The 23940-nt window shown below is 43.4% G+C and carries 16 protein-coding genes and 1 tRNA gene; 8 read left to right on the top strand and 9 right to left on the bottom strand.

Annotated features, from left to right (window positions below; all coding sequences use genetic code 11):
* Positions 1-66: 66 nt before the first annotated feature.
* The 3 genes from AB3489_RS06965 to AB3489_RS06955 all read right to left on the bottom strand — a co-directional run bounded on the left by AB3489_RS06965 (position 67) and on the right by AB3489_RS06955 (position 12265).
* A complete protein-coding gene (locus AB3489_RS06965) occupies positions 67-8712 on the bottom strand; it encodes a glucoamylase family protein (RefSeq protein WP_368294468.1) in 8646 nt (2881 codons plus the stop codon).
* A gap of 378 nt (positions 8713-9090) precedes the next feature.
* Entirely contained in the window at positions 9091-11394 is a 2304-nt protein-coding gene (locus tag AB3489_RS06960; protein ID WP_368294467.1) for a DNA translocase FtsK, read from the bottom strand.
* Positions 11395-11431: 37 nt separating this feature from the next.
* The gene (locus AB3489_RS06955) at positions 11432-12265 is read right to left on the bottom strand and encodes a PHP domain-containing protein (RefSeq protein WP_368294466.1); all 834 of its coding nucleotides are present in this window, start codon (positions 12263-12265) and stop codon (positions 11432-11434) included.
* 220 nt (positions 12266-12485) lie between these two features.
* On the opposite strand from AB3489_RS06955, the gene AB3489_RS06950 reads away from it, so the two are divergent.
* From AB3489_RS06950 to AB3489_RS06930, 5 genes are all read left to right on the top strand, one after another.
* Positions 12486-12559 (top strand) — tRNA-Trp (locus AB3489_RS06950).
* Between the two features lie 424 nt (positions 12560-12983).
* Positions 12984-13271 (top strand): helix-turn-helix transcriptional regulator, encoded by a 288-nt coding sequence (locus AB3489_RS06945; RefSeq protein WP_368294465.1) that lies wholly within the window; start codon positions 12984-12986, stop codon positions 13269-13271.
* 22 nt (positions 13272-13293) lie between these two features.
* Positions 13294-13734 (top strand): hypothetical protein, encoded by a 441-nt coding sequence (locus AB3489_RS06940; RefSeq protein ID WP_368294464.1) that lies wholly within the window; start codon positions 13294-13296, stop codon positions 13732-13734.
* 234 nt (positions 13735-13968) lie between these two features.
* Entirely contained in the window at positions 13969-14811 is an 843-nt protein-coding gene (locus AB3489_RS06935) for a hypothetical protein (protein WP_368294463.1), read from the top strand.
* Between the two features lie 23 nt (positions 14812-14834).
* Entirely contained in the window at positions 14835-15392 is a 558-nt protein-coding gene (locus tag AB3489_RS06930; protein ID WP_368294462.1) for a hypothetical protein, read from the top strand.
* Between the two features lie 299 nt (positions 15393-15691).
* Here AB3489_RS06930 and AB3489_RS06925 read toward each other — a convergent pair whose 3' ends face one another.
* Complete coding sequence (locus AB3489_RS06925; protein WP_368294601.1) at positions 15692-15946, bottom strand: hypothetical protein; 255 nt, start codon at positions 15944-15946, stop codon at positions 15692-15694.
* 231 nt (positions 15947-16177) lie between these two features.
* Between AB3489_RS06925 and AB3489_RS06920 the strand changes: the two genes are divergently transcribed.
* Positions 16178-16690, top strand: a complete 513-nt coding sequence (locus AB3489_RS06920; RefSeq protein WP_019226299.1) for a DoxX family membrane protein — start codon at positions 16178-16180, stop codon at positions 16688-16690.
* A 77-nt stretch (positions 16691-16767) separates the two neighbouring features.
* On the opposite strand, the gene AB3489_RS06915 is transcribed toward AB3489_RS06920, so the two are convergent.
* On the bottom strand, positions 16768-17241 hold the full coding sequence (locus AB3489_RS06915) for a methylated DNA-protein cysteine methyltransferase (RefSeq protein WP_368294461.1): 474 nt from the start codon (positions 17239-17241) through the stop codon (positions 16768-16770).
* A 176-nt stretch (positions 17242-17417) separates the two neighbouring features.
* Between AB3489_RS06915 and AB3489_RS06910 the strand changes: the two genes are divergently transcribed.
* Positions 17418-17912, top strand: a complete 495-nt coding sequence (locus tag AB3489_RS06910; RefSeq protein WP_368294460.1) for a DUF6323 family protein — start codon at positions 17418-17420, stop codon at positions 17910-17912.
* On the top strand, positions 17906-19279 hold the full coding sequence (locus tag AB3489_RS06905; protein WP_368294459.1) for a DUF6179 domain-containing protein: 1374 nt from the start codon (positions 17906-17908) through the stop codon (positions 19277-19279). The genes AB3489_RS06910 and AB3489_RS06905 overlap by 7 nt, the downstream gene beginning before the upstream one ends.
* Before the next feature lie 723 nt (positions 19280-20002).
* Here AB3489_RS06905 and AB3489_RS06900 read toward each other — a convergent pair.
* The 4 genes from AB3489_RS06900 to hypE form a co-directional block, all read right to left on the bottom strand.
* Positions 20003-20317 (bottom strand): zf-TFIIB domain-containing protein, encoded by a 315-nt coding sequence (locus tag AB3489_RS06900; RefSeq protein ID WP_019226295.1) that lies wholly within the window; start codon positions 20315-20317, stop codon positions 20003-20005.
* A 46-nt stretch (positions 20318-20363) separates the two neighbouring features.
* On the bottom strand, positions 20364-20906 hold the full coding sequence (locus AB3489_RS06895; RefSeq protein WP_368294458.1) for a nitroreductase family protein: 543 nt from the start codon (positions 20904-20906) through the stop codon (positions 20364-20366).
* 96 nt (positions 20907-21002) lie between these two features.
* On the bottom strand, positions 21003-22931 hold the full coding sequence (locus AB3489_RS06890; RefSeq protein ID WP_368294600.1) for an LTA synthase family protein: 1929 nt from the start codon (positions 22929-22931) through the stop codon (positions 21003-21005).
* Positions 22903-23892, bottom strand: coding sequence for a hydrogenase expression/formation protein HypE (gene hypE, locus AB3489_RS06885; protein ID WP_368294457.1), 990 nt, complete (start codon positions 23890-23892; stop codon positions 22903-22905). The genes AB3489_RS06890 and hypE overlap by 29 nt, the downstream gene beginning before the upstream one ends.
* Positions 23893-23940: the final 48 nt, after the last annotated feature.

Genomic DNA, 23940 nt, shown 5'->3' with positions numbered 1-23940 from the left:
AATTATTTTCCATATAAATTGCTAAAATCCTGCTTACTTTTTCTTTTAACAGAAAATCTTGACGATTTACAGGGAAATCTCAATGACATGGTTTTTGCCGTCGTCGCTTAACGCAATTGGAAAATGATCCTGGACTTTATCATCGACTTTAATTTTGGTAAACGTCATACTTTCACCAGTTTCGGCACCTGCCGGCTGCCGGCAGTTTACTGTAATCTGATACGTTGAATTTTTATGCCGGTAGGTCAGGGAGTATGACTCCCAGTTAGAGGGGACACACGGGGTTAACGACAGTTTATCCCCTGCAATCTGCAACCCGAGAATACCCTCCAGTGCCGCCTGATACATCCATCCGGCAGCGCCGGTGTACCAAGTCCATCCGCCTCTTCCGACATTCGGCTGAACCGCATAGACATCGGCAGCAATTACATAGGGCTCTGCCTTATATTGACTGACTTCAATACCGGTACGGGCATGGTTGACGGGATTCAGCATTTGAAACAGCTCCATCGCCTTATCCCTGCTACCAAGTTTACTGAACGCCAAAATTGCCCAGGCAGCCGCATGTGTATATTGTCCGCCATTCTCTCTGACTCCGGGAATATAGGCTTTAATATACCCGGGGTTTTTATCTGTTTTATCAAACGGTGGTGTCAATAGTTTTAACAAGGCGGCCTCCTTATCCCAGAGATATCTTTCTACCGCCAGCATGGCATCTGCTGCTCTGCTCTTTAAGGCACTGCCGGACAGTATAGACCAGGACTGGGCAATCGCATCAATTTGACACTCGGAGTTTGTGATTGAACCTACCGGAGACCCGTCATCATAATAAGCGCGCCTGTACCAGGAGCCGTCCCAGCCATGTTTCTCCATATTTACCTGCAGCTCATCGAGGATTCCGGTATATTTTTCAACTCTTTCGTTATCATCCTTTCTGGCACAAATCGGGATGAACCTTTTAAGAACTGCCAGGATAAACCAGCCAAGCCAGACACTTTCTCCATTTCCTTCCCTGCCAATCGCGCTAAATCCGTCATTCCAGTCCCCGGTCCCGATCAGAGGCAAACCGTGCCCGCCAAATCGCAGGCTGCGGTCTATCGCCCGTACACAGTGTTCATATACTGAACCACCCTGCTCTGAGGTCTCTGGAACGGCATAACGTTCGTCTTCGTTTTCCCCAAGTGCTTCAAGTTTTAGAAAGCTTGTTTTCTCTTCTAAAATACTGAAATCTTCGGTATGTTCCAGATAGTCTGCTGTTACGTAAGGCAGCCACAATAGGTCATCTGAGAATTTTGTCCTGATTCCTTTGCCGGTCTCCGAATGCCACCAGTGCTGTACATCTCCCTCCGGAAACTGTCTGGAGCTGTGCAGGATAATCTGCTTGCGGGTTATTTCCGGTTTGATGACGGCCAGGGGCATAACATCCTGAAGCTGATCCCTATAGCCGTAAGCCCCGCCTGTTTGATAGAATCCTGATCTGGCCCAAATCCTGCAGACAATGGTCTGATAGAGCAGCCAACGGTTTACCAGTAGATCAAAGGACGGCTCCGGAGTTGAGATCTGAATACGTGACAAAACATCATCCCAATAGTGGCTCACATCCTGAAATGCCTCTTCGATTCTGTCCGGACTGCGAAAAGCTTGAACCAGGGAAAGTGCCTTTTCTCTATTTTGTTCATCCCCAAGCAGAAAATAGACCGTTTTTTCTTCTCCGGGATCCAAGGTTACTTGAAGTTGCAGGACTGCACAAGGGTCAATATTCGTACCCATCTTGCCTGAAAGACAAGACAATATCCCTTTCGGTTTTGTCAGGCTGCCGCCTACACCAAGAAATTCAATACGGTCTGATGTTGACGATAGATAATCCGCACCGAAACCGGTAATAAAGGCTGCTCTTCCGGCAAACTCTTCCTGGTAGACATTCTGGCAGAAGATGGTTTTATCGTGCAGCTCGGTGAGCAAATAAGGCATGTTTTGTTCCCTGTTTACCCCCAGCACCCATTCCAAATAATAATAGAGTGAGAGACGTTTCGGCAGCGTATTTTTATTGGTCAGCCTCAACGCTGTAATTTTCAGATTCTGTCCTAGCGGGATAAAGACCCTCGTCTCCTGGTTAATTCCGAAGCTGGAATGTTCAAAGACCGTGTACCCCTGACCATGCCTGATAAGATAAGGCTGACTGTCCCTGACTGGCTGCGGCAGAGGTGACCAGTAGTCTTGGGAATCTTCATCCTTGATAAAGACAGCCTCCCCGCTGACATCGAGCAGCGGATCGTTTGACCACGGGGATAGTTTATACTCCCTGCTGTTTTGGGACCAGGTATAGCTCGCCCCTGCTTCAGAAATGATTGTCCCAAATTTTTCATTCGCGATAACATTGACCCAGGGCAACGGGGTTGGCTGATTTTCCTCATTGATGATTACATATTCTTTTCCGTTGTCCGTAAATCCGCCATAGCCGTTAAAGAACTTAAGGCCTTCTGTCTTTTTACTCTCCAAGACAGTGCGGTGCGTTTTACTTACATTCTGTACAAGCAGGCTGTCTTTTTCTAACCGCCCGTTGGTAATACGGTTGCCTGTGATTTGTTCTATTGTGATTCTTTCGCCAGAAGTTTGTTCACTGGCAGCCGGCTCGTCTATGATCTTTTCACCAGCTCGCAGACACTTCATGATCTGGTGGTTTAAAGATCCGTTTTCGCCGGAAAATATGACACTTGCGACGGTATGAAGCAAAACGCCATCCTCCGCGGAAAGCTGATCTTTTTTCAGAAGAAATACGCCTCCGGGTTTATTGACAAGTTTCCGAACATGGCTGATGCTGATTTTTTCCATAATAACTTCCTGGATCGCCTGGAAGTATCCCGTTTCGTCCTCATTGAAAATAACCAAGTCGATGTAGAGGCCTTTGATTTTCCAATATTCATGAATGGTCAGGATTTGATCCACCAGCTTTAGCTGGCTGCTGTCCTGAATCTTCAGCATGACAACCGGCAGGTCTCCTGATATGCCATGAGACCAGAGAGAGGTTTGTCCAAGCTGATTAGATGCTGCGGGGCTTTTCTGGATTGGGCAGCCATAGATGACCTGCCCGGCCAGACTGGAAATCATATTGGCTTCTCCAAAAGACAGTTGAAGGTTCGTTAATTCCATCAGATTTTGCGACCATGCCAATTCCTTGGCTTGCGTGATCACATAGCCACTGCGGTATTTCTGGGCAAGCTGAAGGACAGATTCCAGCTTATTGCCGTATCCGGTCAGGAAATAGACAGATACCGTTCTTCCCGGATCAATTCTCACCCTGGCCCGCAGACTTAAGATTGGATCAAGAACCGCTCCTACCGAATTGGACAAAGGCTGGTTAATATCCATGACCCTAGGGTCGGCCAACGTTCGTCCGCGTCCAATAAATTTGACTCTGTCTGTCTCATACTCGGTTTCCCCAAACATATTTCCTTCACTGAACAAGGTATGCATCATATAATGTTCAGCGTTGTGCAAATGCCGCGGCCGCCGAAAAGCGACAAGGGTATTATTTTCATACTTTGTCTGGATGAACAGCTTGCTGAAGGCGGGATGAGCCATATCCGCCGAGATTTCATCCAAAGCAACTTCCACATAACTTGTCAGCTGGAGATCCCTGGAATAACTGCTTTGATTGGTCAGCGTGATTTTCCTGATCTCTACAGGATCCTCAGGGGCGACGAATACATCTGTCTGCGTGATGATATTTCCGTCTTTGCGAATATACTTGACCGTATTCGGGAAACAGGTTACCTTGTATTCCTCAGGCTGCGTCTGTACCGGTTTGGCTGTAGCCGACCAAAGATTTCCCGAATTAAGATTTTGGACATAGAAAAATGTTCCGTACCTGTCCATGGCGGGATCTTTGCGCCAGCGGGTCAGAAAAAGATGATTATATTGACTGTAGCCTGTACCGGAAAGCGTAAGCATGACGGCATATTCCCGGTTCGAAATGAAACTGCAGCGCGGAACCCGGGTATTCGGACTCAGGTAGACCACAGGTTTCTCTCCGAGTTTGCAGGAAATAGCGCGGACTTCCTTTTCCCCGGTTTCTTCGATGATCGGATTAAACGTATATTCTTTCAACGGAACCTGCTCCTGCAGCAGCATTTCAATCGATTTAATGACCGGTTCCCGGTGGAAGCGCTCCTGCATCCTGTTTGCTTCAAGAACATTCCCTAAGGCAATCAGGCTCATCCCCTGATGGTGAGACATATAGCTCTTGACGATGCTGGATTCCGCATTATACGGAACTCTGCTTTTGGTATAGTCAATCGCTTCAAACAGTCCGAATACACCGTTATAACCTTTATTTTTCATCAAATGGAGGTTTTCCATACTTGCTTTAAAATCAATCGGCAGCGCCATAAAAGTCGAATACGGGGATATGACCATATCCTTGGACAATCCTCTTTTCAGGCCTAAGCCCGGAACGCCAAAAGCTTTATATTGGTAATTATTCTGGATATCAAAACAGAAAAATCCCGATTCGGATATCCCCCACGGCATTTTGGCCTTTTCCGCATGCGCCTGTTGAATCTTTACCACAGAGCGATAGGATTCATCAAGGAGCGTTCCACGATAGTTCTTAAACAGAATAGAAGGCATTAAAAACTCAAACATGGTTCCACTCCAGGATACCAGACAGCGCCTGCCGTTTATTCTGGTCAGCGGCCGGGCCATCTTAAACCAGTGGCTTTGAGGCACATCCCCTTTGGCGATTGCCAACAGACTGGTCTGCCGGGCTTCCGAGGCCAGCAAGTCATAATAAGATTTATCCCGTTTTCGCTCTGTTAAATTGTAGCCGATCGTAAACAGCTTGATCTGGTCGTCAAACAAGGGCTTGAAGTTCATTCTGTACACTAAATGATGAAGATCTTTCTGTAGCTTCCCAGCACGGAGCAAAGTTAAAACAGCTCGTTTAAGCCCGCGATAGAGATAAGGCTGTAATTCCTTACCGGTAGTTTCTGGATTGTTCAGCAAGCCCAGATATTCCCGAATAAGAGATTTGACCGGGTACTGTCCGAGCTTTCGCAAAGAATCAGGCAGGTTAGGCAGGGTCAGGAACGGGAAAAAATATTCCAGCGCATTTTTTTGGTCTTGAAGCATCCGAGCCAGAGCCTCCGGCCAAAAATCTTTGGTGATCAGCCTGAGGTCTGTTTCGGGTTTCTCAGCCGTATTTCCGTTTTGATCTGCGGAATTCCTGAAACGATTGCGCGTCAGTTTTGCCCATTTGTCTACAAATGCATAACAAGTTTGAAGGTCTGTTATTCCTGCGCAAGCTCCGACTTTTTCAGCTCGCTCGCTTGCCATGATAGCTTTCAATTCTGTGCCAAAAGATTCCCTGACGTCAGGATCAACCGTGCCGGCATTCTCCTGACTCAGCAGATAAGTATCCATGAACCCCTGCAGCATGTTTTGCGCGATCAGTGGTTTCCCTGAAATTTCGGCCAGGCCGTTTTTTAGCGCGATCATATAGCCTGCCATGTTTCCGCTGTCAACCGTTGAAATATAGATCGGGTGAAGCGGTTCCAGCGTCTGCGTATCGTACCAGTTATAGATATGCCCATTCCATTTTGGCATTCCTTGGATCGTCCGGAGCGTATTCCTGATCCGGCTCAGCATTCTTTCCGTGCTTACATAGCCGAGATCTCCGGCTGTAAGATTAGCCAACAGCGCCAGCCCGATGTTGGTAGGTGATGTCCTGCAGGCCTCTCCTTTATGCGGTTCCATCTGGATATTATCCGGAGGCAGATAATTGTTTTCCGTATTGACAAAAAGATCAAAATAAGCCCAGACCTGCCGAGAGAACATACGAAGCACCCGGCGGTCTTCGGAAGAAATCTTTGTGATAGAATCGGTATAGGGCAGACTCATTCGGTAGGCAAGCCATGGCGACACCAGCCAGCTGATCAACAAGATTGTTAGGATTATCCCGGTAAGCAAGCTCACATAAAAATAACCAAATAGAAAGAAAAGGCTCATCACGATGCCGCGCACCATTCTATGATAAAAAGTCCAGGGGTCTAACTGAAGATACGTTTCAGAATCTGCAGCCGTCTCCCATTCGAGTAACTTGCGTTTGGTGATGATTTGTCTCCCAAGACTCCTAAATACGGCATCCAGTTGATTATACGCTTGATACGGCAGCACCGCGATGCTGAACAGGATCTGGCTGATTCCTAGTTTTAGCTCAAACTTAAAGATCCTGAAGGTTATACTGCGGTCGATGAGGCGTCCGCCAATGTTCAGAAGCAGCGGTAAACTTAAACTCAACAGGACTAAAATCGCCAGCTGGCTGAAGAACTGATGCAACGCGGTAACGGCTAAAAAAAGAATAATTATCTGAAAAGGCGTTTCCAGGCTCCGTCTGAGATTGTCAAAAATCTTCCAGCGGGATACAGCGGAAAAGTCCTGCTGAAACATATAACGCGCAATTTGCCAGTCTCCCCTTATCCAACGATGCGCCCTTTTGGTATGCGACAGGAATTTGGTCGGATATCCGTCAAAAAACTCAATATCCGTCGCTAAGGCTGTACGCGCATAGAGACCTTCAATTAAGTCGTGACTCAGGATCCTATTATCCGGAAAGGCATTTTGGGTCACGGCGTGAAATACTTTCAGATCATAAATGCCTTTGCCTGTGAATATTCCTTCGCCAAAGAGATCCTGATAGATATCTGAAATCGCACAGGTATAGGGATCAATGCCTGCTGTTCCGGTGAACACCCTGGCAAAAGGCGAAGCAAACGCGCTTGCCGCCGTAAGACCGATCCGCGGCTGAATAATACCATAGCCATAGGCGATACTTTTGCCGTTGTCAGCCAGTCTTGCTTCATTCATCGGATGCGCAATTGTACCAATCAGCTTGCGTGCAGAATCTCTGGGCAATATTGTATCGGCATCCAGTGTGATAACATATCGGATTCCTTGCATGGCTTCCAGTTTTCCTGTCCGGATAAAGTAACTCGTCTCTCCTTCATTCAGAAGCAGCCGGTTGAATTCAATCAGCTTTCCCCTTTTTCTTTCCCATCCCATCCAAAGCTTATCTTTTTCGTTCCATTTTCTTTCTCTGTGAAAATAGAAAAAACGCTCCTCCCCATATTTGTCATTCAGTCTTGCCGCCGCTTTGACACCTGCCTGAATGATTTCATCATCCCCGGTCTGTTTGGCCGCAGGGGCATCTGCAAAATCACCGAGAACGGCAAAACACAGGTTCTGATCCCGGTTGCTTAAATAGTGTGTCTCCAGTTGTTTCATTTGCTGCCGGACTTTGGACGGATGATTGAAAATTGCCGGGATCACAACAATTGTTTTGTATTGTTCCGGTATCCCGTTATCCAGGTACAATTTCGGCAGAAAGTTCGGAGACAGCATCCTGCAGAACAGACGATTAATCAGACAGACAGCCATGCCATTGATCAGGATCAGCGCTCCAATCAGGCCCAGAAGCATACTGCCTGATAATACATTGCCAGAATTGTTTTTTGTCAGATCGAGAAAAATAAGAAAAGGTATCAGTGTCGCCAGAAATATTAACCCAAGGTAGGACAAGGCAGGTTTTAATTTCAGATAACAGTATATGCCATGAAAGGACTTTTTTACCCTGCCCCAACTGTCGGCCAGCTCCTTTTCCAGGCGCACCTTGCCGGAACCAAACAGGTAATAACCAACGTGGTTAAAAGGCGCAGACTGGTTCTGGGCAGCTAATTTTTCCAATGTTCTGGCCACAATAATTTCTGTAACTTTATATTTTCCTGCCAGACCTTCTATTTCATGCCTGTATTTGTCCCGGGAGTCAAAATCCATCTTGTCAAATATTTTGGCCGGATCCTTTTGAAGGGTTTGCTGTACCAGACTGACATTTTCGAAAAAAGCAGACCAGTTCTCAGCGTTAATCTGTTTAATATCCGTGACAAGTTTGCCCATGGCCGCTCCCTGGGCTGTCAGAAAATGATGTTCTGAATTTACGGCCTTCTCCACCGTTGTATTTTGTCTGCTGGCCGCATTATCAAGCCAGTTGTATAGTATTTTAGCTTCTAGGCCATGTTCCTTAAGCTTTCTGGCGATTCTTTCCATAAAAATTGCCGTGAGCACGTCTTCCGGATCCTGCCCCGATGCAGGAGGCATCTCAGACGCAGGCATTTCAGCGTCCGTGTATCCCTCAAATACAGTCTTTAACCAATCATCAGCTTTTCTTCTTTCGGCCTGGATATAAAGAATACGCTCAACCTGATAGTAGACTTTTTCCAGCAGCAGTACTTTTAGCATCATTGGAACAGCCCATATCTCAGCAGATGAAAGCGGCGCCTCTTCTTGATACCCGGCAATAAACGCCTTTAACTGATCAAAATTCAATTCATGTTCGCACTGTTTTAAAAATTCAGCTATAATCAGATAAATTCTGGGGTAACCGGCGTTATCCCCTCCTTTTAAATACTGCAGCTTGCTTTCATATTCTTTGGAGATATCCTTGGTCAGTCCTGTGATTAATTCGCTGATAATGTAGTAGTTGTCCAGGTACCATTCTGCTGCGGGAATGACGTCTTCCGTTTCATAGTAATATTCATTGATTGGAGAATAAGCTTCACGGATATAGGCACTTTGTCTTTTAATAACCGGCAGCAGGCTCCGACCTTTAGGGGTAAGCCCCAGCCAGTTATGGAATTGAGCAAGTTCCGAGATCTTCATATTTCAACCCCAACATATTTTTTTCTTTACTCATTATGTCCATTTCTGCGGGCATAATTCGTAATTTGCAGCCTGCTGGGGCAAATCGCCGCTCTTCGCCATCCATGGTACCACGACATTGGGCCATCCATGGCCGTCAACCGTTGGAATGTCTTAACGCTTAGGCTTTCTGTTTATTGAACGCTGCTGTCACTAAAAGTTCGCTTGTGTATTTTGTGCAAGTCCGCAATATTTTGAGAAATAAGTAGGAATAATTACATCTTATAACAGAGACAGGGGTGTATCGAAACTAAAGTTTCGATACACCCCCTTGCTGAGCTAAGCTTTGGCCTTTTTTTAAATTTACAGCGTTTGTTGTATTAGGCGAAAATAGTTATCTTAAGAAAAATAACCTTGAAAATCTTCGAGGGACATCAGGATCTCCCGTGGTTTATTGCCCTCACTGCGGGCAACGACGCCGGCGTCCTCCAGCATATCCACCAGGCGGGCTGCCCGGGAATACCCAACTCTCAGACGCCTTTGCAGATAAGATACCGAAGCAATCCCGGATGTAATCACCAGCTCGCCGGCTTCAGCAAAACGCTCGTCAAGATCTTCATCTGGCTTTTCAGGGGTTGTGGTTTCTTCAAGCAGATTTTCATCGAGCTCATAAGCCGATCTGCCCTGTTTTTTCCAATGTTCAATGACATTTTTTGTTTCTTGCTCGTCGATAAAGCAGCCGTGAACTCTTTGGGGTTTATTCAGGCCAATCGGGGAATACAGCATGTCCCCTTTGCCCAATAATTTCTCGGCACCGCCCCCATCAAGGATCGTTCTGGAATCAATTTGCGAGGAAACGGCAAAAGAAATCCGGCTTGGGATATTCGCTTTAATAAGTCCTGTAATAACATTCACCGACGGACGCTGCGTGGCGATGACCAGATGAATCCCTGCCGCTCTCGCCATTTGAGCAAGTCGGCAAATAGCCTCTTCGATTTCATTGGCAGCTACCATCATAAGATCGGCCAGCTCGTCAATCACGACGACAATGTAAGGTAACGGCTTATCCATATTCCTATTGAAGTGATCAATGTCACGAACGCCACTGGAGGCAAACAGTTCATAGCGGTCTTCCATTTCCCTGACAATGAATTTAAGGTATTTGGATGCTTTCTTCGGATCGGTAACGACCGGTGAAAGCAGATGGGGGATGCCGTTATACTGGTTAAGTTCAACCATTTTGGGGTCGATCAAAAGCAGTTTGATCTGATCCGGTGTATAGGAAAACAGCAGCGAATTCAAAAGACAATTGATAAAAATACTTTTCCCGGAGCCGGTAGCGCCGGCAACAAGCAAATGCGGCATTTTTGCGAGCTCACCAATAACAGGCTGGTCCGCAATATCTTTGCCAAGCGCTATTTTCAGCTTACCGCCAGAACCCATAAATGATTCAGATCCAATCACTTCTCTAAAGTAGACGGTCCTGGACATTTGACGCGGCACTTCAATCCCTACAGCCGCTTTGCCCGGGATCGGTGCTTCAATTCGGATATCTCTCGAAGCCATGGCCAAAGCAATATCATCTGCCAGATTGACAATTTTACTGATTTTCGTTCCTGGAGCAGGTGAGAGCTCATAACGTGTGATGACCGGGCCGACGGTAATATTGGTAACTTTTGCGGTCACTCCGAATGTGCTTAAGACATCCTCCAGAAGCTCCGGGTTTGTGCGTTCTGCCGCCGCGGTACTGTTTTCCCTGCGCCGCAATAATTCGATCCTCGGCAGTATCCAGGCTTTCGTTTTGATGTCGTCGTAGTCGTATTCCGCAGGGATATCTGCAGATACATTTACTGATGGTTTTGATTCATACGCCTTATAAAAATTTCCGTGAATTTTTTCTTCAGTCACAGGAGTCGCTGCCGTCACTTGCGTTACGGGAGCTACTTGCTGCCTTTCCTGAAAATAGTTGTTTCTCTGAAACAGTGTATCCTGTTTTTTCTCTTTATCTGCGCTTTCCAGCGGAAATGTATTGTTTTTCCTGACATCTTTCTTACTCTCTTTGAAATAGTCTTTAAATCCATTCATACTGACCGTATTTTCTGAAATATAGAAACTTTTATTTCCTTCGCCAAAATACGAAGAGAAATTTGCTCCCAAATGTCCCAGGTGATCCTTAGTTGCAACCGGTTCGTCATTCACAAACAATCGCTCGGCAAAATAGGATGAAAAGCCATTTTCGCGCGCCAAGCTTACCGGTATGCCTGTCTCAGGTTCAGAAGCTGCCTTATTCCCCAACCGATTGGCCTGAACTTCTCTGGACCTGGCGGTACTGATCCTTTTCGACAGTTCATCTGATCTCGCTTGTTCAGTTGATCTGGCCTTGTCAACTGGCCGGTCCTTCATTGTATTCTTTTTCCGCTTATATTCATCATATCTGTTATCATATTCATCATCATCATCATCATCGTCATCATCGTCAAATTCCTGTTCACGCTTTGTTCCGGACATAAGCCAACAAACAACCGCAAAAATCAAACAAATTACCGGCAGACCAAGCGCGTAATTTCCGAGAAGTTCTTTAAAGAAACTAAAAACGTTGGTCGAAAACTCCTGGATCTCGAAATATCCCAGGATCCCAATCAGAAACATAAAAAAATACAGCAGCGAAAGTGCTTTTATAAGTATTCTTCCAACCAGCCTCAAGGTTTACCACTCCTAACATTTATCGATATCATTGATCTCAGTCGATCTGCAGATATTCCATAAGATTAAGCACGCATTTTTCCGGAACCGAGACCTCTCCAATTTCGACCTGACTGAAAAAGCCATGATAGTCGCTGCCACCTGTTGCGAGAGTCCTGTATTTTCGTGACAGTTCTTCAAAATAGGTAATCTTCTCTTCGCGTTGAGCCCAGTAACCGTAATAGACTTCAATTCCAATCGGCTTGTAACTCAAAAGATCCTCAGTTAGGGACTGATCGATTAGTCCCGGATGAGCCAGGACAGGAAGCCCGCCTGTTTCGAGAATCAGATCAACTGCATCAGGAAAGGGGTTGCCTTCATAGGGTATATAGGCTGTTCCGCCGGGTCTGAGACAGGACGCAAGATTATCCCAATTAATAGTGAGTTTTTGATCACATTCAGTCTTATTCCAGATCGCGTAAATAATATGAGACTTGCTGATGACGCCTTCAAAACTTGCTGTATTTTCAATCTCCTGCCATTCGAGCACCAGTCCCAAATCTTTTAACTTTCCGAGCATTAATTTTGTAACAGCAGTTCTCTCTTTACGAATTTGCTGAAGCTTTTCATGAAGATAGTCATTATTAATGTCTCGGTAATAGCCCAGCAGGTGAATCTCCTGGTTCTTGTAATAGGTATTCAACTCAAGTCCGGGTATAATCCGAATTCCGTAATCCCGCGCAATGTTTTGCGCCTTGGTGACACCGGATGTTGTCTCATGATCGGTAATGGCGACAATATCCATCCCTTTTAAAGAAGAAATTTGCAAAATCTCTTCAACCTTGAGACTTCCGTCAGACTGATTGGTGTGAATATGAAGGTCAGTTTTCAATCGTAACGATCCTCTCGCCAAGATTTGCTATAATGTTTTCTTTTATACTATTTTATTCGTTTTTTACGGCAAAAATCCTTCAAAATAATTTGAATGATTGTTATATGTATGATCTGCCATCAATTTAAATGCAGACTGAAATGTTAACTGAAATGTTATCGTTGACACAATCAAGTAATTCCGATATAATAGCTTTCGTCGTCAACTGTAGGAAACACCTAGGGGATTAGTTTAATGGTAGAACAGCGGTCTCCAAAACCGTCAGTGAGGGTTCAACTCCTTCATCCCCTGCCAAGTAATATCAACGGTTTGAGGGTTTTAATATTTAAGTTTAAATAAAAAAGTGGAACAAAAGTGGAACATTTGATTTAAAAAGCTCCGGGGATTTCCCGGAGCTTTTAGACTATATATTTAAAACATTATGCTGGTCAATTTTATAATATATTCTCTTTTCTATTTGTTGATTACAAGACGATTTTTTAACCTCAATTCGTCATTAAAGTAATTTTCACTGATAAGCAATTCTGGATCCTGTTTATCACCAGAAAAAACTAACCTGGAAACATTCTTCGAGTATGTAATTACCGAAATTTTAATCTTCATCCCTTACCTCCAAATACCCCTATATTTTTTATAGTGAATTTTCAGAATCGTGTATTTAATATATCAATATGTCCTAGTCGAAGTAAAGGAAAATAGGTCGAAACATGAATATTACATGAATATTCATGTTGTTTTTGCAATTTATACGAGCGCTATTTATAGCATGAATAATGTTAAGATGTTTCGTGAGCAAAAGAATATGTCTCAACTTGAACTCGGACTTGTTATTGGTGTATCTCAGCAGGAAATATCTCTTATTGAAAAAGGAAAAAGAGAAGATATTACCTGTAAGAATGCCGCCAAATATCAATGGCCCTTGGCGAAGATATTAAAGATGTTTTTCCTGAATTCTTTAATCCTGATTTACTTAGGAAATAATCGGTTAACCCAAGGTTTAGAATAGTATCCATCTTACCTGGTGTAGGATGGATTATTTTGTTTTCTTGCAGGATATTCCAATATTGGATAGAAATATAGTAAAAATAATGTTTTGGAGGGAAATATACATGAAAAAAGCTGGTGGAATCATTGCTTTAATAGCAGGTGTTTTTGGAGTTATATCCGCGGGTATCACATTGCTTATTGGCGGAGCAGCTTCAGCATTCGAAGCCGAAGGAGCCGGAACTGTTGTTGGTCTTGGTTGGGGCGGAGTTATCTTTTCATTTTTAGTTATTATCTTAGGTGCAATATGTATCGGAGCCAAAAGTAAAATTCCTGGTATATTGCTTATTATATGTTCTTTGGCTGGTGCAATTTTAGGAGGGACTATTGTTGCTATCTTTATGGTCCTCGCTCTTATTGCTGGGATATTGGCTGTAATCGGAACAAAAAAGAAAGAAATCACTGGAGTTGAAAAACCAGCCTAAATAAGCCAAAAATACCACCCTCATATTTGCCATGTAAGGCGTTAAAAATCAGATACTTAATATCCAGATTGCTCTATCCTTATAAAATTGAAATAATATTTTCCATGCGACTAAATTTACCTTACTTCGACCTTTTACTAATAGTAGAATATAAAAGGATTATCCTGCAACTACTTATTATAAAGTATGCGTGGGATAGAACTTAATGTAAAAATACGGAGAAGAGGTAAAATGATGATCAATTATTCCGCTAAAGCCTATCAAATTCAAATTTACTTTCACCCCGAAGACGACAAAATGAAAATTTGTTGGGATGCCCAAAAATTTTTTGACGTGCTAAATTCTATTGGAATTTCAAATATATATGAAAATACCGATGACAAATGGTTTCTATATATACATGAGTTCAAGGAGGATAAGTCATTTATTTGGGGGTCATTTAAGGGCGCTTATTACGGAGAAACAAGAAATCTTTTGGACAGAAAAACGCTAAAAGAACGCTCCAAGTGGAAAACTCCTACTGAAGGCGTTAAGCAGGAGGTTCATTTTGTTATAAGAAAAAAAGATGGTTATTGTTTGATAGAACATTTTCCACATTGTGAATTTGGATCAAACCGTATTATGATGTACTTTTCCGAAAAAACAAGTTTAGTTAGAGAGGTTTCATTTGAAAAACTAATTACTTCAGGATTCATTGAGCATATCGAGAAAATGCCAAAGATAGCCTCCTTACAGGTTCGCTTAAGAGTAAAGAATATAATTGATGGCCAATCACAATCTACCGATTCTTTACAAAGAAGCATTGATGATACCGAAGCTGAATACCTTACCCTACGTCTTAGTGGTAAAAGAGGGAAAAGTGGAGGCTTAGCCAAGAGAGCTGTTAAGACTTTCTTAGAGCCTTTTATTTCAGATAGAAAACTATTGGTTTCAGCGAGAGCCGAAGGGACAAAAAATGGATATCGTAGTATAATAAGCTTAGATGGATTTCAAGAAAAGTATGATCTTAAATCAATAACTGATGTTTCCATTTTTGAAGAAATGAAAGAAATCATCAATAACCGTTCACTTATTTAGTCTGTAAGGTTAAGGTGGAGATCTTGAAAAAGGTTTTAAGATTGTTTTCAAAATTATTCCATAAAGAAGCAATTAGAGTCTTCCGAATATATTGGAAACTCTCTACAGCCCATGAGAAAAGATTTGATATTGTACTTTCTGTGGCAATCACCTGTTTAGTATTATTCTTTATAAGATTAGCTAATCTGTCTTACGATAATATAACCAACCTATTTGAGACATTATTTGGAACAATATTAACTATTCTTTCAGTCCTTGCAGGTTTTAACGTCGCAAGTGTGTCTATTTTGTCAAGTTCCCAATCTCCCATCATTACTAAAATGAAGGAAGCTTCGATAGAAGGTAAGAACTGGAATGAACTTACCCAATTCATTTGTTATTTTTCTTGGGCGATTGTTCTACAGTTAACGCTTCTCTTATATTCTATAGTTTTACTATTCTTTACTAAAATTCTGACTTCTGCTTATATATATATTTTCCTTATTGTAGTTTCTTTGTGGCTATGGGGAGTAATCTATTCTGTTTTTCTATCAATTAGAAATGCAGCAAATATGTTTTTATTCTTCTTAGCTGATAATTAAGTTTTAATCATGGCTTCCGTGCATACAATGCCACAAGATTTAATATTCTAGATGCAAAAAGCCCCGAAGGATCTTACTCCCCCGGGACTTCGCTGTATCTACATCATTACTTACTGGCACTGTAATAACCGGTATCTCTGTTCCTACGGATAATGACTCTGTTGAGATCGGATTCCTACACATCAAAGCATTCCAGTCTTTCTTTCCTTCATTTACAGACTTTTGGATAGATTTTTTTAACCGGAGAAAAAAATAAGGGAATCGGAATTATCCGACTCCCTTATTTTTATTTTTTTAGGTTATGATCTTTTTGATTTCAGATCATTTTGGTATGTATCACTTGATTTATTGTTTTTTTTTAAGCCTTTACTATTAAGTCTAAGATGAAATAGCACTAAAACAACTAATAAGAAACCTGGAATAACATGGACGCTTTCAAAGATTTCCTTGGGAATCATTTCATTTGTTAACGCAGTAATCACCAAGATCAGAAGATCAATACAAAGCAATACATTAACAATTTTATTTCCTTTATCCGTATCCAATTCTATCACTCCTTTCATTAAATGTAGGTAATATGTTAACAATTGATTATGTCATTTATGTGAAATAATGGTGACAGTTATGTGAAATTTGAATGGACAAAAGTACATTCAAATTTTATATCGTCCTGTTTCTTTTAATTTGCAATTTTTCTGTATTTTTGATCACTTGGGAACATCTACAAGATTGAAACGGTATAAAAAGATTTTGTAATCCCATACTAAAATTAAAGGAGGGTTAATATGAGCTGGAGAGAATCGCGATTTATGCAAGTTGTGTGGACCGTCATTCGCGTATATATTGGCTGGGAGTGGCTGAGTGCCGGTATCGGCAAAACTTTTGGAGCAAGTGCTGCAGCCTGGGTAGGCCCGAATGCGGGAGCGGCCGTTACAGGTTTTTTACAAGGAGCTCTGACCAAAACCGGTGGCCAACATCCTGATGTATCCTGGTGGTATGCATCATTTATTCAAAATATTGCTCTTCCGAATGCCAAAGTGTTTGGTTATGTGATTGCCTGGGGAGAACTTCTGGTTGGCTTGGGATTGATCCTCGGTTGCTTCACGACCATCGCTTTACTTGCGGCAGTCTTTCTGAACATGAGTTATCTACTGGCTGGTGCTGTCAGCACCAATCCGATGTTATTATTCTGGGAAGCTTTACTGCTTTGGGCCGGCGCAGCTGCCTACTACTGGGGAGTGGACAGGATACTTATACCCCAGTGGAAAAAACGACGACTCAAGCAGGGTATTGCGTAACAAAATTTAATATCATGCTTGTTAAAGACACGGGGAAAGCCCATGTCTTTAACATTTTTTTCGTTATATTTTCCCCTTTATAATAAGAACAAAGATTTTTCAAATTCTTTAACAAAATACTTCTTCCCTTTAGGGATCACCGTATGTCCCTCAGACTCCAGCAAAAACTTCTGATGATCCAGACCACCGGGAAACTTATCATTCAATTCTCCGCCTTTCTTAAGCGTCCGCCAGTACGGGGTAATATCTGGATTACCGGCATCCTGTCTTTCTTGCGAAGCGTTGGCGGCGATATTAATAAAAATTCCTGCCGTCAGCTGACAGGTAAAATCAGCATAATGTTTTTTGGCCAGATAAGCTCTGATTTCATCGGAAGTAATCAGTTTGCCCGGAGGTATCCTTTTCATGACTTCATCATACTCCAGCGGAGCGGCAATCAACATATTTCCAGCACCAAACCGCTTGGCCATCTTCTCGTCATAGTCGATAAATTCTATTCTGGGCAAGTTTTTTGCCTGATGCAGCTTTTCATTAAACGTTTTTCTAGCCATTTTTTCCTCATAAAAACCATTGACTCCTCAAGGGATCAATGGTATATTTAAGTTTAATTAGATTTTATTTAGATTATAATTTCTCTACATTACTATATCACATATCTTTCTGATTGTCAATATCCTCTTGCATCATCCTCTAATCAAATCAATGCAACAGTGAAAGGATGTCGGAAATGGAACCATTTATGCTGCTCCCTCCTGCCATGATCAACAAGATGGCCGTGCATGAGATCCTGGAATGCAACGACCAGACGGCCCGCTTTGGTTTACAGCTTTCAGCATCAGAAGCCTTAGAGCTTGTAGAAACACGGGCTCATTCTCTTCGCAGCTTCGGACGGGTTGAATTTGCAGGCGGCATGATTAATAAGCTCATTCTCCGCTTTTGTGATTCCCCTTTTCTCTCCTGTCATAATTATGCTGCTGCCCTAAATGACCTGATCGAGACATTTTATTATTTTAAGAATGAGACGCTTGATGAAATAAGCGACGACGAGTTGATCGGACTGATGAAGGTTTATTTTGACGGGAACTGTCAGGGCTCGCTTGAGCTGCTGCAAAACCGCGAACTGGAAACGCTTGCCCGTAATATCCGCTATGGCCTGACGGATTATTGGAATGTACACCCCAACGAAGATGATCCGGACAATGAGGAGGTGGACGTATGGTGAATATACTCAGAAAACACGCGGTATTGAATATGTCTCTTCCTGAAAGCGCTGTTCTTCAGTCACTTTTGGAACAGGCTTTTCAGCATGGCCTGCTGACTGACGTTGAACTTCAGCATATGCAAACACAAATCGTTAAACTCCTGACAAAACAACTGAAACGGTTTACACATGGCGACAGCTGCTCCGTAAAGTCGGAAACAGCGCAAAGTATCATGCTGTCCATCCTGTATACGATCGGTATCTATCTGAAGAGCCTTTCTAATCCCAGTCTCTGTCTGGATTGTCTCAAACAAGACCAAATCAATGATCTGTTTCAGGAAGGCAGAAACATTATTAATCTTCGCATCAGTGAAGCCAAAACACTTCTGTCTGTAATTAATTATGACGGTTTGACCTTTGCTAACCAGGCCTATAGCGATACGCTCGAAAATGGCATTCCGGCATTTTTTACAGCTTACGATCCGGAATTCGCCGCGCACGAAACACCCGGTTCAATCGATTACCCGCTTAGCAATGATCAGATGGATTCAACGGGGATTGTCTATATTCATCATTACTTGCAGCAATTATACCGCGAGGATACTTTCTGCCTGAATTTCCCCGGCGAAGACATCCAATGTTTGCTGCATGGGTATCACGATCATTCCGAGGACTTGCTGCTGAATATTTTTGAGCTGGTATTAGCCCAATCACTTGGCTCAGTACTGGCCGGCAAGCCTGCGCGTCAATTGAATATCAGTCAACAGGATCGGGAATACCTTCAGCAGAAATTATCAAAGCTCCCCGACCAGGAATTTGATGTTATCCTGGAGAATGCTTTGACCCAAGTCAGCGATGAGCTCGCGTTTAATGACAGGAGTCAGATTCAACTGCTTCAAGAAAGTACGGTTTCTTTTGCTGTCAGACTCAAAAATGCTTTGAACAATGGGCGGTTGGAAGCAGTCTTTATTACTTTAAAAGCGCAACCGGAGCGCCCTGCGATCATTTTTGAAGACGGACCGGGTTTAGCAGATGACATATTCCGAGACATTGCCGAAGAAATCCGACAATGCCGCTATATTGAAGATAAGCTTGCAATCATCCGGAGGGAAATTCACAGCGCTGCCGACCTGGCAGATATTCTCGAAGCATCCTGTCTTTTGGAAGATGAATATGACAGTGTTTATCATTCTTTAACCTCACTGGAACTTGCACTGCTGATCAAATCACTCCCGGCTCCCGATCCATCATTTTTTATCCGTTCCGGGCACGCGGCCTCTGAAGAAATGAAAGAGTGGCAAATCCGGCTGATTTCCTTTGTTGACCAGCTTGTGCCGTCTGAACGAGCTAACCTGCTTCATCTTGTCAAAGATCTGACGATTATATAAAAAAATGTACCTCTGAGATACCGTCCACTTCCTAAAAAATATTTTAAGCCTTTTAAGCCTTTTATTCATAAAACTAGGCCCATACTTATCTATGGAAAGGAACCTTTATAGAAAATAGAAAATAGCAAAAAAAAATATATAGAATGACTCAGCAAAAAAACAGAGTCGTTGCTCTGCTTTTTCGTTTTATTCTTCATCATTCTTTTTCTGTTATGTATCTTAGTCTGAAAAGAGCACGCAATGATCTACCTTGCACCACCATAGATGGTTGATTACCTAGCCATGATCTTTCGACCATAACCAAGCAGGTCGCCACCTATGATCATGGTTTGTTCGACCATGCAAGATATCTTAACAGCTGACAGCAACCTCACGGCTGCAGCCAACCATTAATTCTATAACTTTGTAACGAACTTACAAACTCATAGAATATACGACACCCGGCATAATCTTAGCTCGACCCTTAACGATAGGTTGGAACCCTAAAACAATAAAAATTAATCGACTGCCTCAAAGCTTTTCCCAACCGTTAAAAATCTTCCCTCCGACTATTTGAAAGCCTTTGACCTTCAGATAATCTTTGGCCGACCCGGTTACACCCCCGAAAGAGCATAACAGAGTCTTGGCTCAACCATTACGTACCCTTTTACAATCTTAGAATTTGCATTTTTGCTGTTTTTTATCCCAGGCAATAAATTCCTCACTTTTTCGTTGAGGCATGGATCAGTCACCGCCAAAATCGAATAGATCACTTAAAAAAGATCCCCTGCGTTGCTTCGAATTTTTGCCGTAATGGTCCCGATCATACGCATGCTCATGTTCACGATCATGATGTTTGTTTTCATGCTCATAATTTCCGTATTCATTCACATATCCAGGTCTGCGTTCCTGAGTACTGCTCTCGGATTGAGATTTTTCGATAATTTTGTCCAATTCGCCGCGATCGAGCCAGATCCCGCGGCACTGTGGGCAGTAATCAATTTCTACTCCTTTGCGTTCCGTCATCTGCAATTTCACATGACACACCGGACAATCCATGAACAACACCTCCACAAGAATTTATTTATAGGATAAGCTTATATGCTTAATATTTGTTTAGAAATTCTGTTCCGTATTGATTGACAAATATATTTTGATATTGCAAATCTTGCTCCGTCCTGCGTAATTTTTGTTCAGCAGGATATCCAAGCCCAATCATACATTCCACTTTTAAGCCTTGAGGTATGTTCAGCACTTCCTGGATATATTCTTCCGTGGTCTTTCCCTCGGACTGATTTCTGTTTCTGACCTGAACCCAGCAGGAGCCTAGTCCCATCGATTTTGCGGCCAATTGAATAATGATCGCAGCTATGGATGCATCTTCGGTCCAGACATCGGTTAGGCTGCCGTCCGCCAGGACCACAATGGCTAAAGGGGCTCCGCTTAAGAAAGCTGAGCCGTGCTCTCTGGCCAAGGAAAGTTTTTGAAGTAGGTCATGATCTTCCACAATGATGAAACGCTGCGGCTGAATCCCTCTACCGGAAGGGGCCAACAAAGCAGCCTTGACCAGATTTTGGATTTTATCTTTTTCTATTGCGGCTGGACTATATTTACGGATACTTCTTCTATCATATAACAAATCAAGCATTTTTATCCCTCTTTCCTGTATATTCATTGGCTTCTAATACACAAACTACGATCTATCAACTCTAGCTAAAAACTTTACCCGTCTCAAACGTTCACCTTACTTTTTTGAATATTGCTTCCCAAATAACAGGTCATATTCCAGCAGCCAGTAATCTTTTTCTGCTTCCTGAAATGATGAAGGAAGCTCGTCGTACGTCTGCCCATATTGGTCAACGAAGACCGATTTGCCATAAACGGGCAGGACATCTGCCATCCGACCGGTATACTCAAAAATAGTATTCCCTGGATAATTCAGCTGTTTCAACAAATAGGCCCCTAGAAACGACGGACTGATAAGTCCCAAATCTGTGGCACTTCGTATCGTTTTGGCTGCGTCCGCAGAACTTGTATCTGTATCTGCATTTGCATTTGTTTCAACAGTGCCCTGCTGATCGTTTGACCAGATGATCAGCGGGACCGATTTCATTTTTAAGGTGTCCCCCGTTGACCATTCGTTTTCATTCCCGGTAATATAGCCGGTTTCTTTATAGACCTGATAATCCTTGCCCAAAAAAGGCAGGTGGTCCCCAAAATAAACGACGATTGTTGGCCTGTCCGATTTCCGCAAATAGTCAGTCAGATAAGCCAGCGACGCATCTGCATCCCGTACGCCTTTCGCATAGGTGTCTAAAATCCCTTTTCCTTCGGATGTAAGACTGCCGGATGTACTGACCGTATGATCACTGTAACGGTCCGCCGGATAAGGACCGTGATTTTGCATCGTTACAGCAAAAATGAATTCCGGCTGATCGGCTGTTTGAAGCTCTTGAATAATTCTTTTATTGACTTCGATATCTGCAATATATTCACCGTCAATTTTGGCCCCGTTGAAATCTTCCAGACTATAAAAGTGCTGAAAACCCAGCAGCGGGTAAATCTTGTCCCTGTCATAGAACCAGCCGTGGTAGGGATGAATGGCCGTCGTCTCGTAGCCGTAACGCTGAAGCAAGTTCGGCAAAGCAGGCAGAGATTTTGTGACATACTGCTGGTAAGCAATCGCTCCCTGTGGCAGGAAATTGGTCGATAATCCTGTCAAAAACTCAAATTCCACATTAGCCGTACTTCCTCCAAACACCGGGGATAATATCTCGCCAGAAGTGCCCTCGTTGCTTAATTCTCGAAAATTCGGCAGCGGATCTTCAGAAAAAGCAACCTTCGGAAGCCTGGTAGGATCCCAGAAAGATTCATCCAGAATGACAACAATATCCGGCTTCATTCCGCTGTCCTGAACACCAGCAGCCGCCGCTGACGAACCGGCTTTGTCCTCGGCTGTGATCTTGCTGATGGTTTCTTCACTGTAGCCAGCTGGCTTCAAAACCATGATATATTCCGTGTTCATCATGAAACCCAGAAGAAAACCGTTCTGTAAGCTGTTTTGGGTTTGGACCCAGTAGATATGTTCGATTTCGGCCATTTTAAACAACGTCTGTAGTGGCGTATGCCGGTAAAAAACCAGCAATGGTATCAGAATAGCGACGCCCGCAAGAACACCCATCCTGGTCCTTAAGCGTAGGCGATATTTCGGAACAAAGAATGTCCCGGCCAGAATGAGGACGATAATCATCACGCCAAGAAAAAAAAGGACCGGCAGCACTTCTCCAGAAATCTTAGGCAACAGATTATAAACCTGATCGAATCTCCCAAAATCCCAGGGAAATAAAGGATCCCCTAAAAACTGTTTCTTTACCATATTTGTTAACGAAAGTAAAATCAGCAGGACCGATGAAGAAATGACCGTAAGCCGCAGATTCCCTGTAAGAAAAAGAAAAAAACACAGAAGTACAATTGCCAAAAAATCGTTCATTAAAAATACCAGGAGATTGGAATAGATCCATACAAGAGCTGATTTAAAATCTCCCCGTTGGATCATTTCAGCAACAATGACCTGGATGAATGCTGTAGCTGCAATCCAGATCAGGAAGCCCTTAGCTGACAGTTTCCTGGTTCTTAAAGGGCTTCTAACAGATCCTTGGAAGGCCTTCACCATATAAGACATCGATAACCCTTTTCCCTCCGAGTCTTGTTTTCACTGTTACGAGAGGTTTTCCGGTCTCTGTGACGCTGCCAATCAGCCTCGCCTTGGTGCCAAGAGGATTTTGCCTTAGAATATTCAGAGCCCGTTCCGCATGTTCCTGAGCAGTGATACAGAGAAACTTTCCTTCATTGGCCATATAGAGCGGATCCAGGCCTAAGATATCACAGAAGGATTTGACTTCCGGATCCACAGGAATGCTTTTCTCCTCGATTTCTACGGCATGGTTCGAAGCTTCGGCAATCTCATTCAGAACCGTGCCCAAGCCCCCCCGGGTAATATCCCTCATCGCGCGGACCTCAATGCCTGCCTGAAGCAAATCTTCAACCATTGGTCCAAGATTTGCACAGTCACTTTGGATTGAATTGACAATCTCCATGCGCTGAGACATGATGCAGGCGTGATGGTTGCCCAAATCACCGCTAACGATGAGCGCATCTCCCTCACGGATCACATCTGTGCCAATGTGCCTGCCGCTTTTTCTGAAACCAAGACCGGCTGTGTTGATATACAAACCGCCATTTCCCTGAACGACTTTGGTATCTCCGGCAACAATTTTGATGCCTGCTTCCTTAGCCGTTCTGCTCAGTGAAGCGACGACGCGGTCAAGCAAATCCAGATCGAGGCCTTCTTCGAGAATAAATCCCGCTGTCAGATACTGAGGTTCGGCTCCTGCCATCCAGAGATCGTTTACTGTTCCGCAGACAGCAAGCTTGCCGATATCCCCGCCCGGAAATTCCAGAGGCGTGACCACAAAAGAATCGGTGGTCATCGCCAGAGGGTATTCGGAAACAGGAAGGATTGCAGAATCTTCCATTTTATCAAGGTAATCGTTGGCTAAATATTTATGAAAAAGATCTTTGATAAGCTCCCTGGTAGCATTACCGCCGCTCCCATGCGCCATTACAATCTTCATTTACTCACCTACTCATTTTTCATTACAGGCTGCTTAGCCTGCCTGAGT

This window comes from Dehalobacter sp. TBBPA1 (assembly GCF_040931655.1).
Taxonomy (GTDB): domain Bacteria; phylum Bacillota; class Desulfitobacteriia; order Desulfitobacteriales; family Syntrophobotulaceae; genus Dehalobacter; species Dehalobacter restrictus.
This window is presented reverse-complemented; position numbering and strand designations above follow the sequence as displayed.

Coding starts and splice junctions, on each gene's coding strand:
- AB3489_RS06965 (WP_368294468.1), bottom strand. CDS start 8,712: ATGAAGATCTCGGAACTTGCTCAATTCCATAACTGGCTGGGGCTTACC.
- AB3489_RS06945 (WP_368294465.1), top strand. CDS start 12,984: ATGAATATTCATGTTGTTTTTGCAATTTATACGAGCGCTATTTATAGC.
- AB3489_RS06940 (WP_368294464.1), top strand. CDS start 13,294: ATGGATTATTTTGTTTTCTTGCAGGATATTCCAATATTGGATAGAAAT.
- AB3489_RS06935 (WP_368294463.1), top strand. CDS start 13,969: ATGATCAATTATTCCGCTAAAGCCTATCAAATTCAAATTTACTTTCAC.
- AB3489_RS06920 (WP_019226299.1), top strand. CDS start 16,178: ATGAGCTGGAGAGAATCGCGATTTATGCAAGTTGTGTGGACCGTCATT.
- AB3489_RS06915 (WP_368294461.1), bottom strand. CDS start 17,241: ATGGCTAGAAAAACGTTTAATGAAAAGCTGCATCAGGCAAAAAACTTG.
- AB3489_RS06910 (WP_368294460.1), top strand. CDS start 17,418: ATGGAACCATTTATGCTGCTCCCTCCTGCCATGATCAACAAGATGGCC.
- AB3489_RS06905 (WP_368294459.1), top strand. CDS start 17,906: ATGGTGAATATACTCAGAAAACACGCGGTATTGAATATGTCTCTTCCT.
- AB3489_RS06900 (WP_019226295.1), bottom strand. CDS start 20,317: ATGGATTGTCCGGTGTGTCATGTGAAATTGCAGATGACGGAACGCAAA.
- AB3489_RS06895 (WP_368294458.1), bottom strand. CDS start 20,906: ATGCTTGATTTGTTATATGATAGAAGAAGTATCCGTAAATATAGTCCA.
- AB3489_RS06890 (WP_368294600.1), bottom strand. CDS start 22,931: ATGGTGAAGGCCTTCCAAGGATCTGTTAGAAGCCCTTTAAGAACCAGG.
- hypE (WP_368294457.1), bottom strand. CDS start 23,892: ATGAAGATTGTAATGGCGCATGGGAGCGGCGGTAATGCTACCAGGGAG.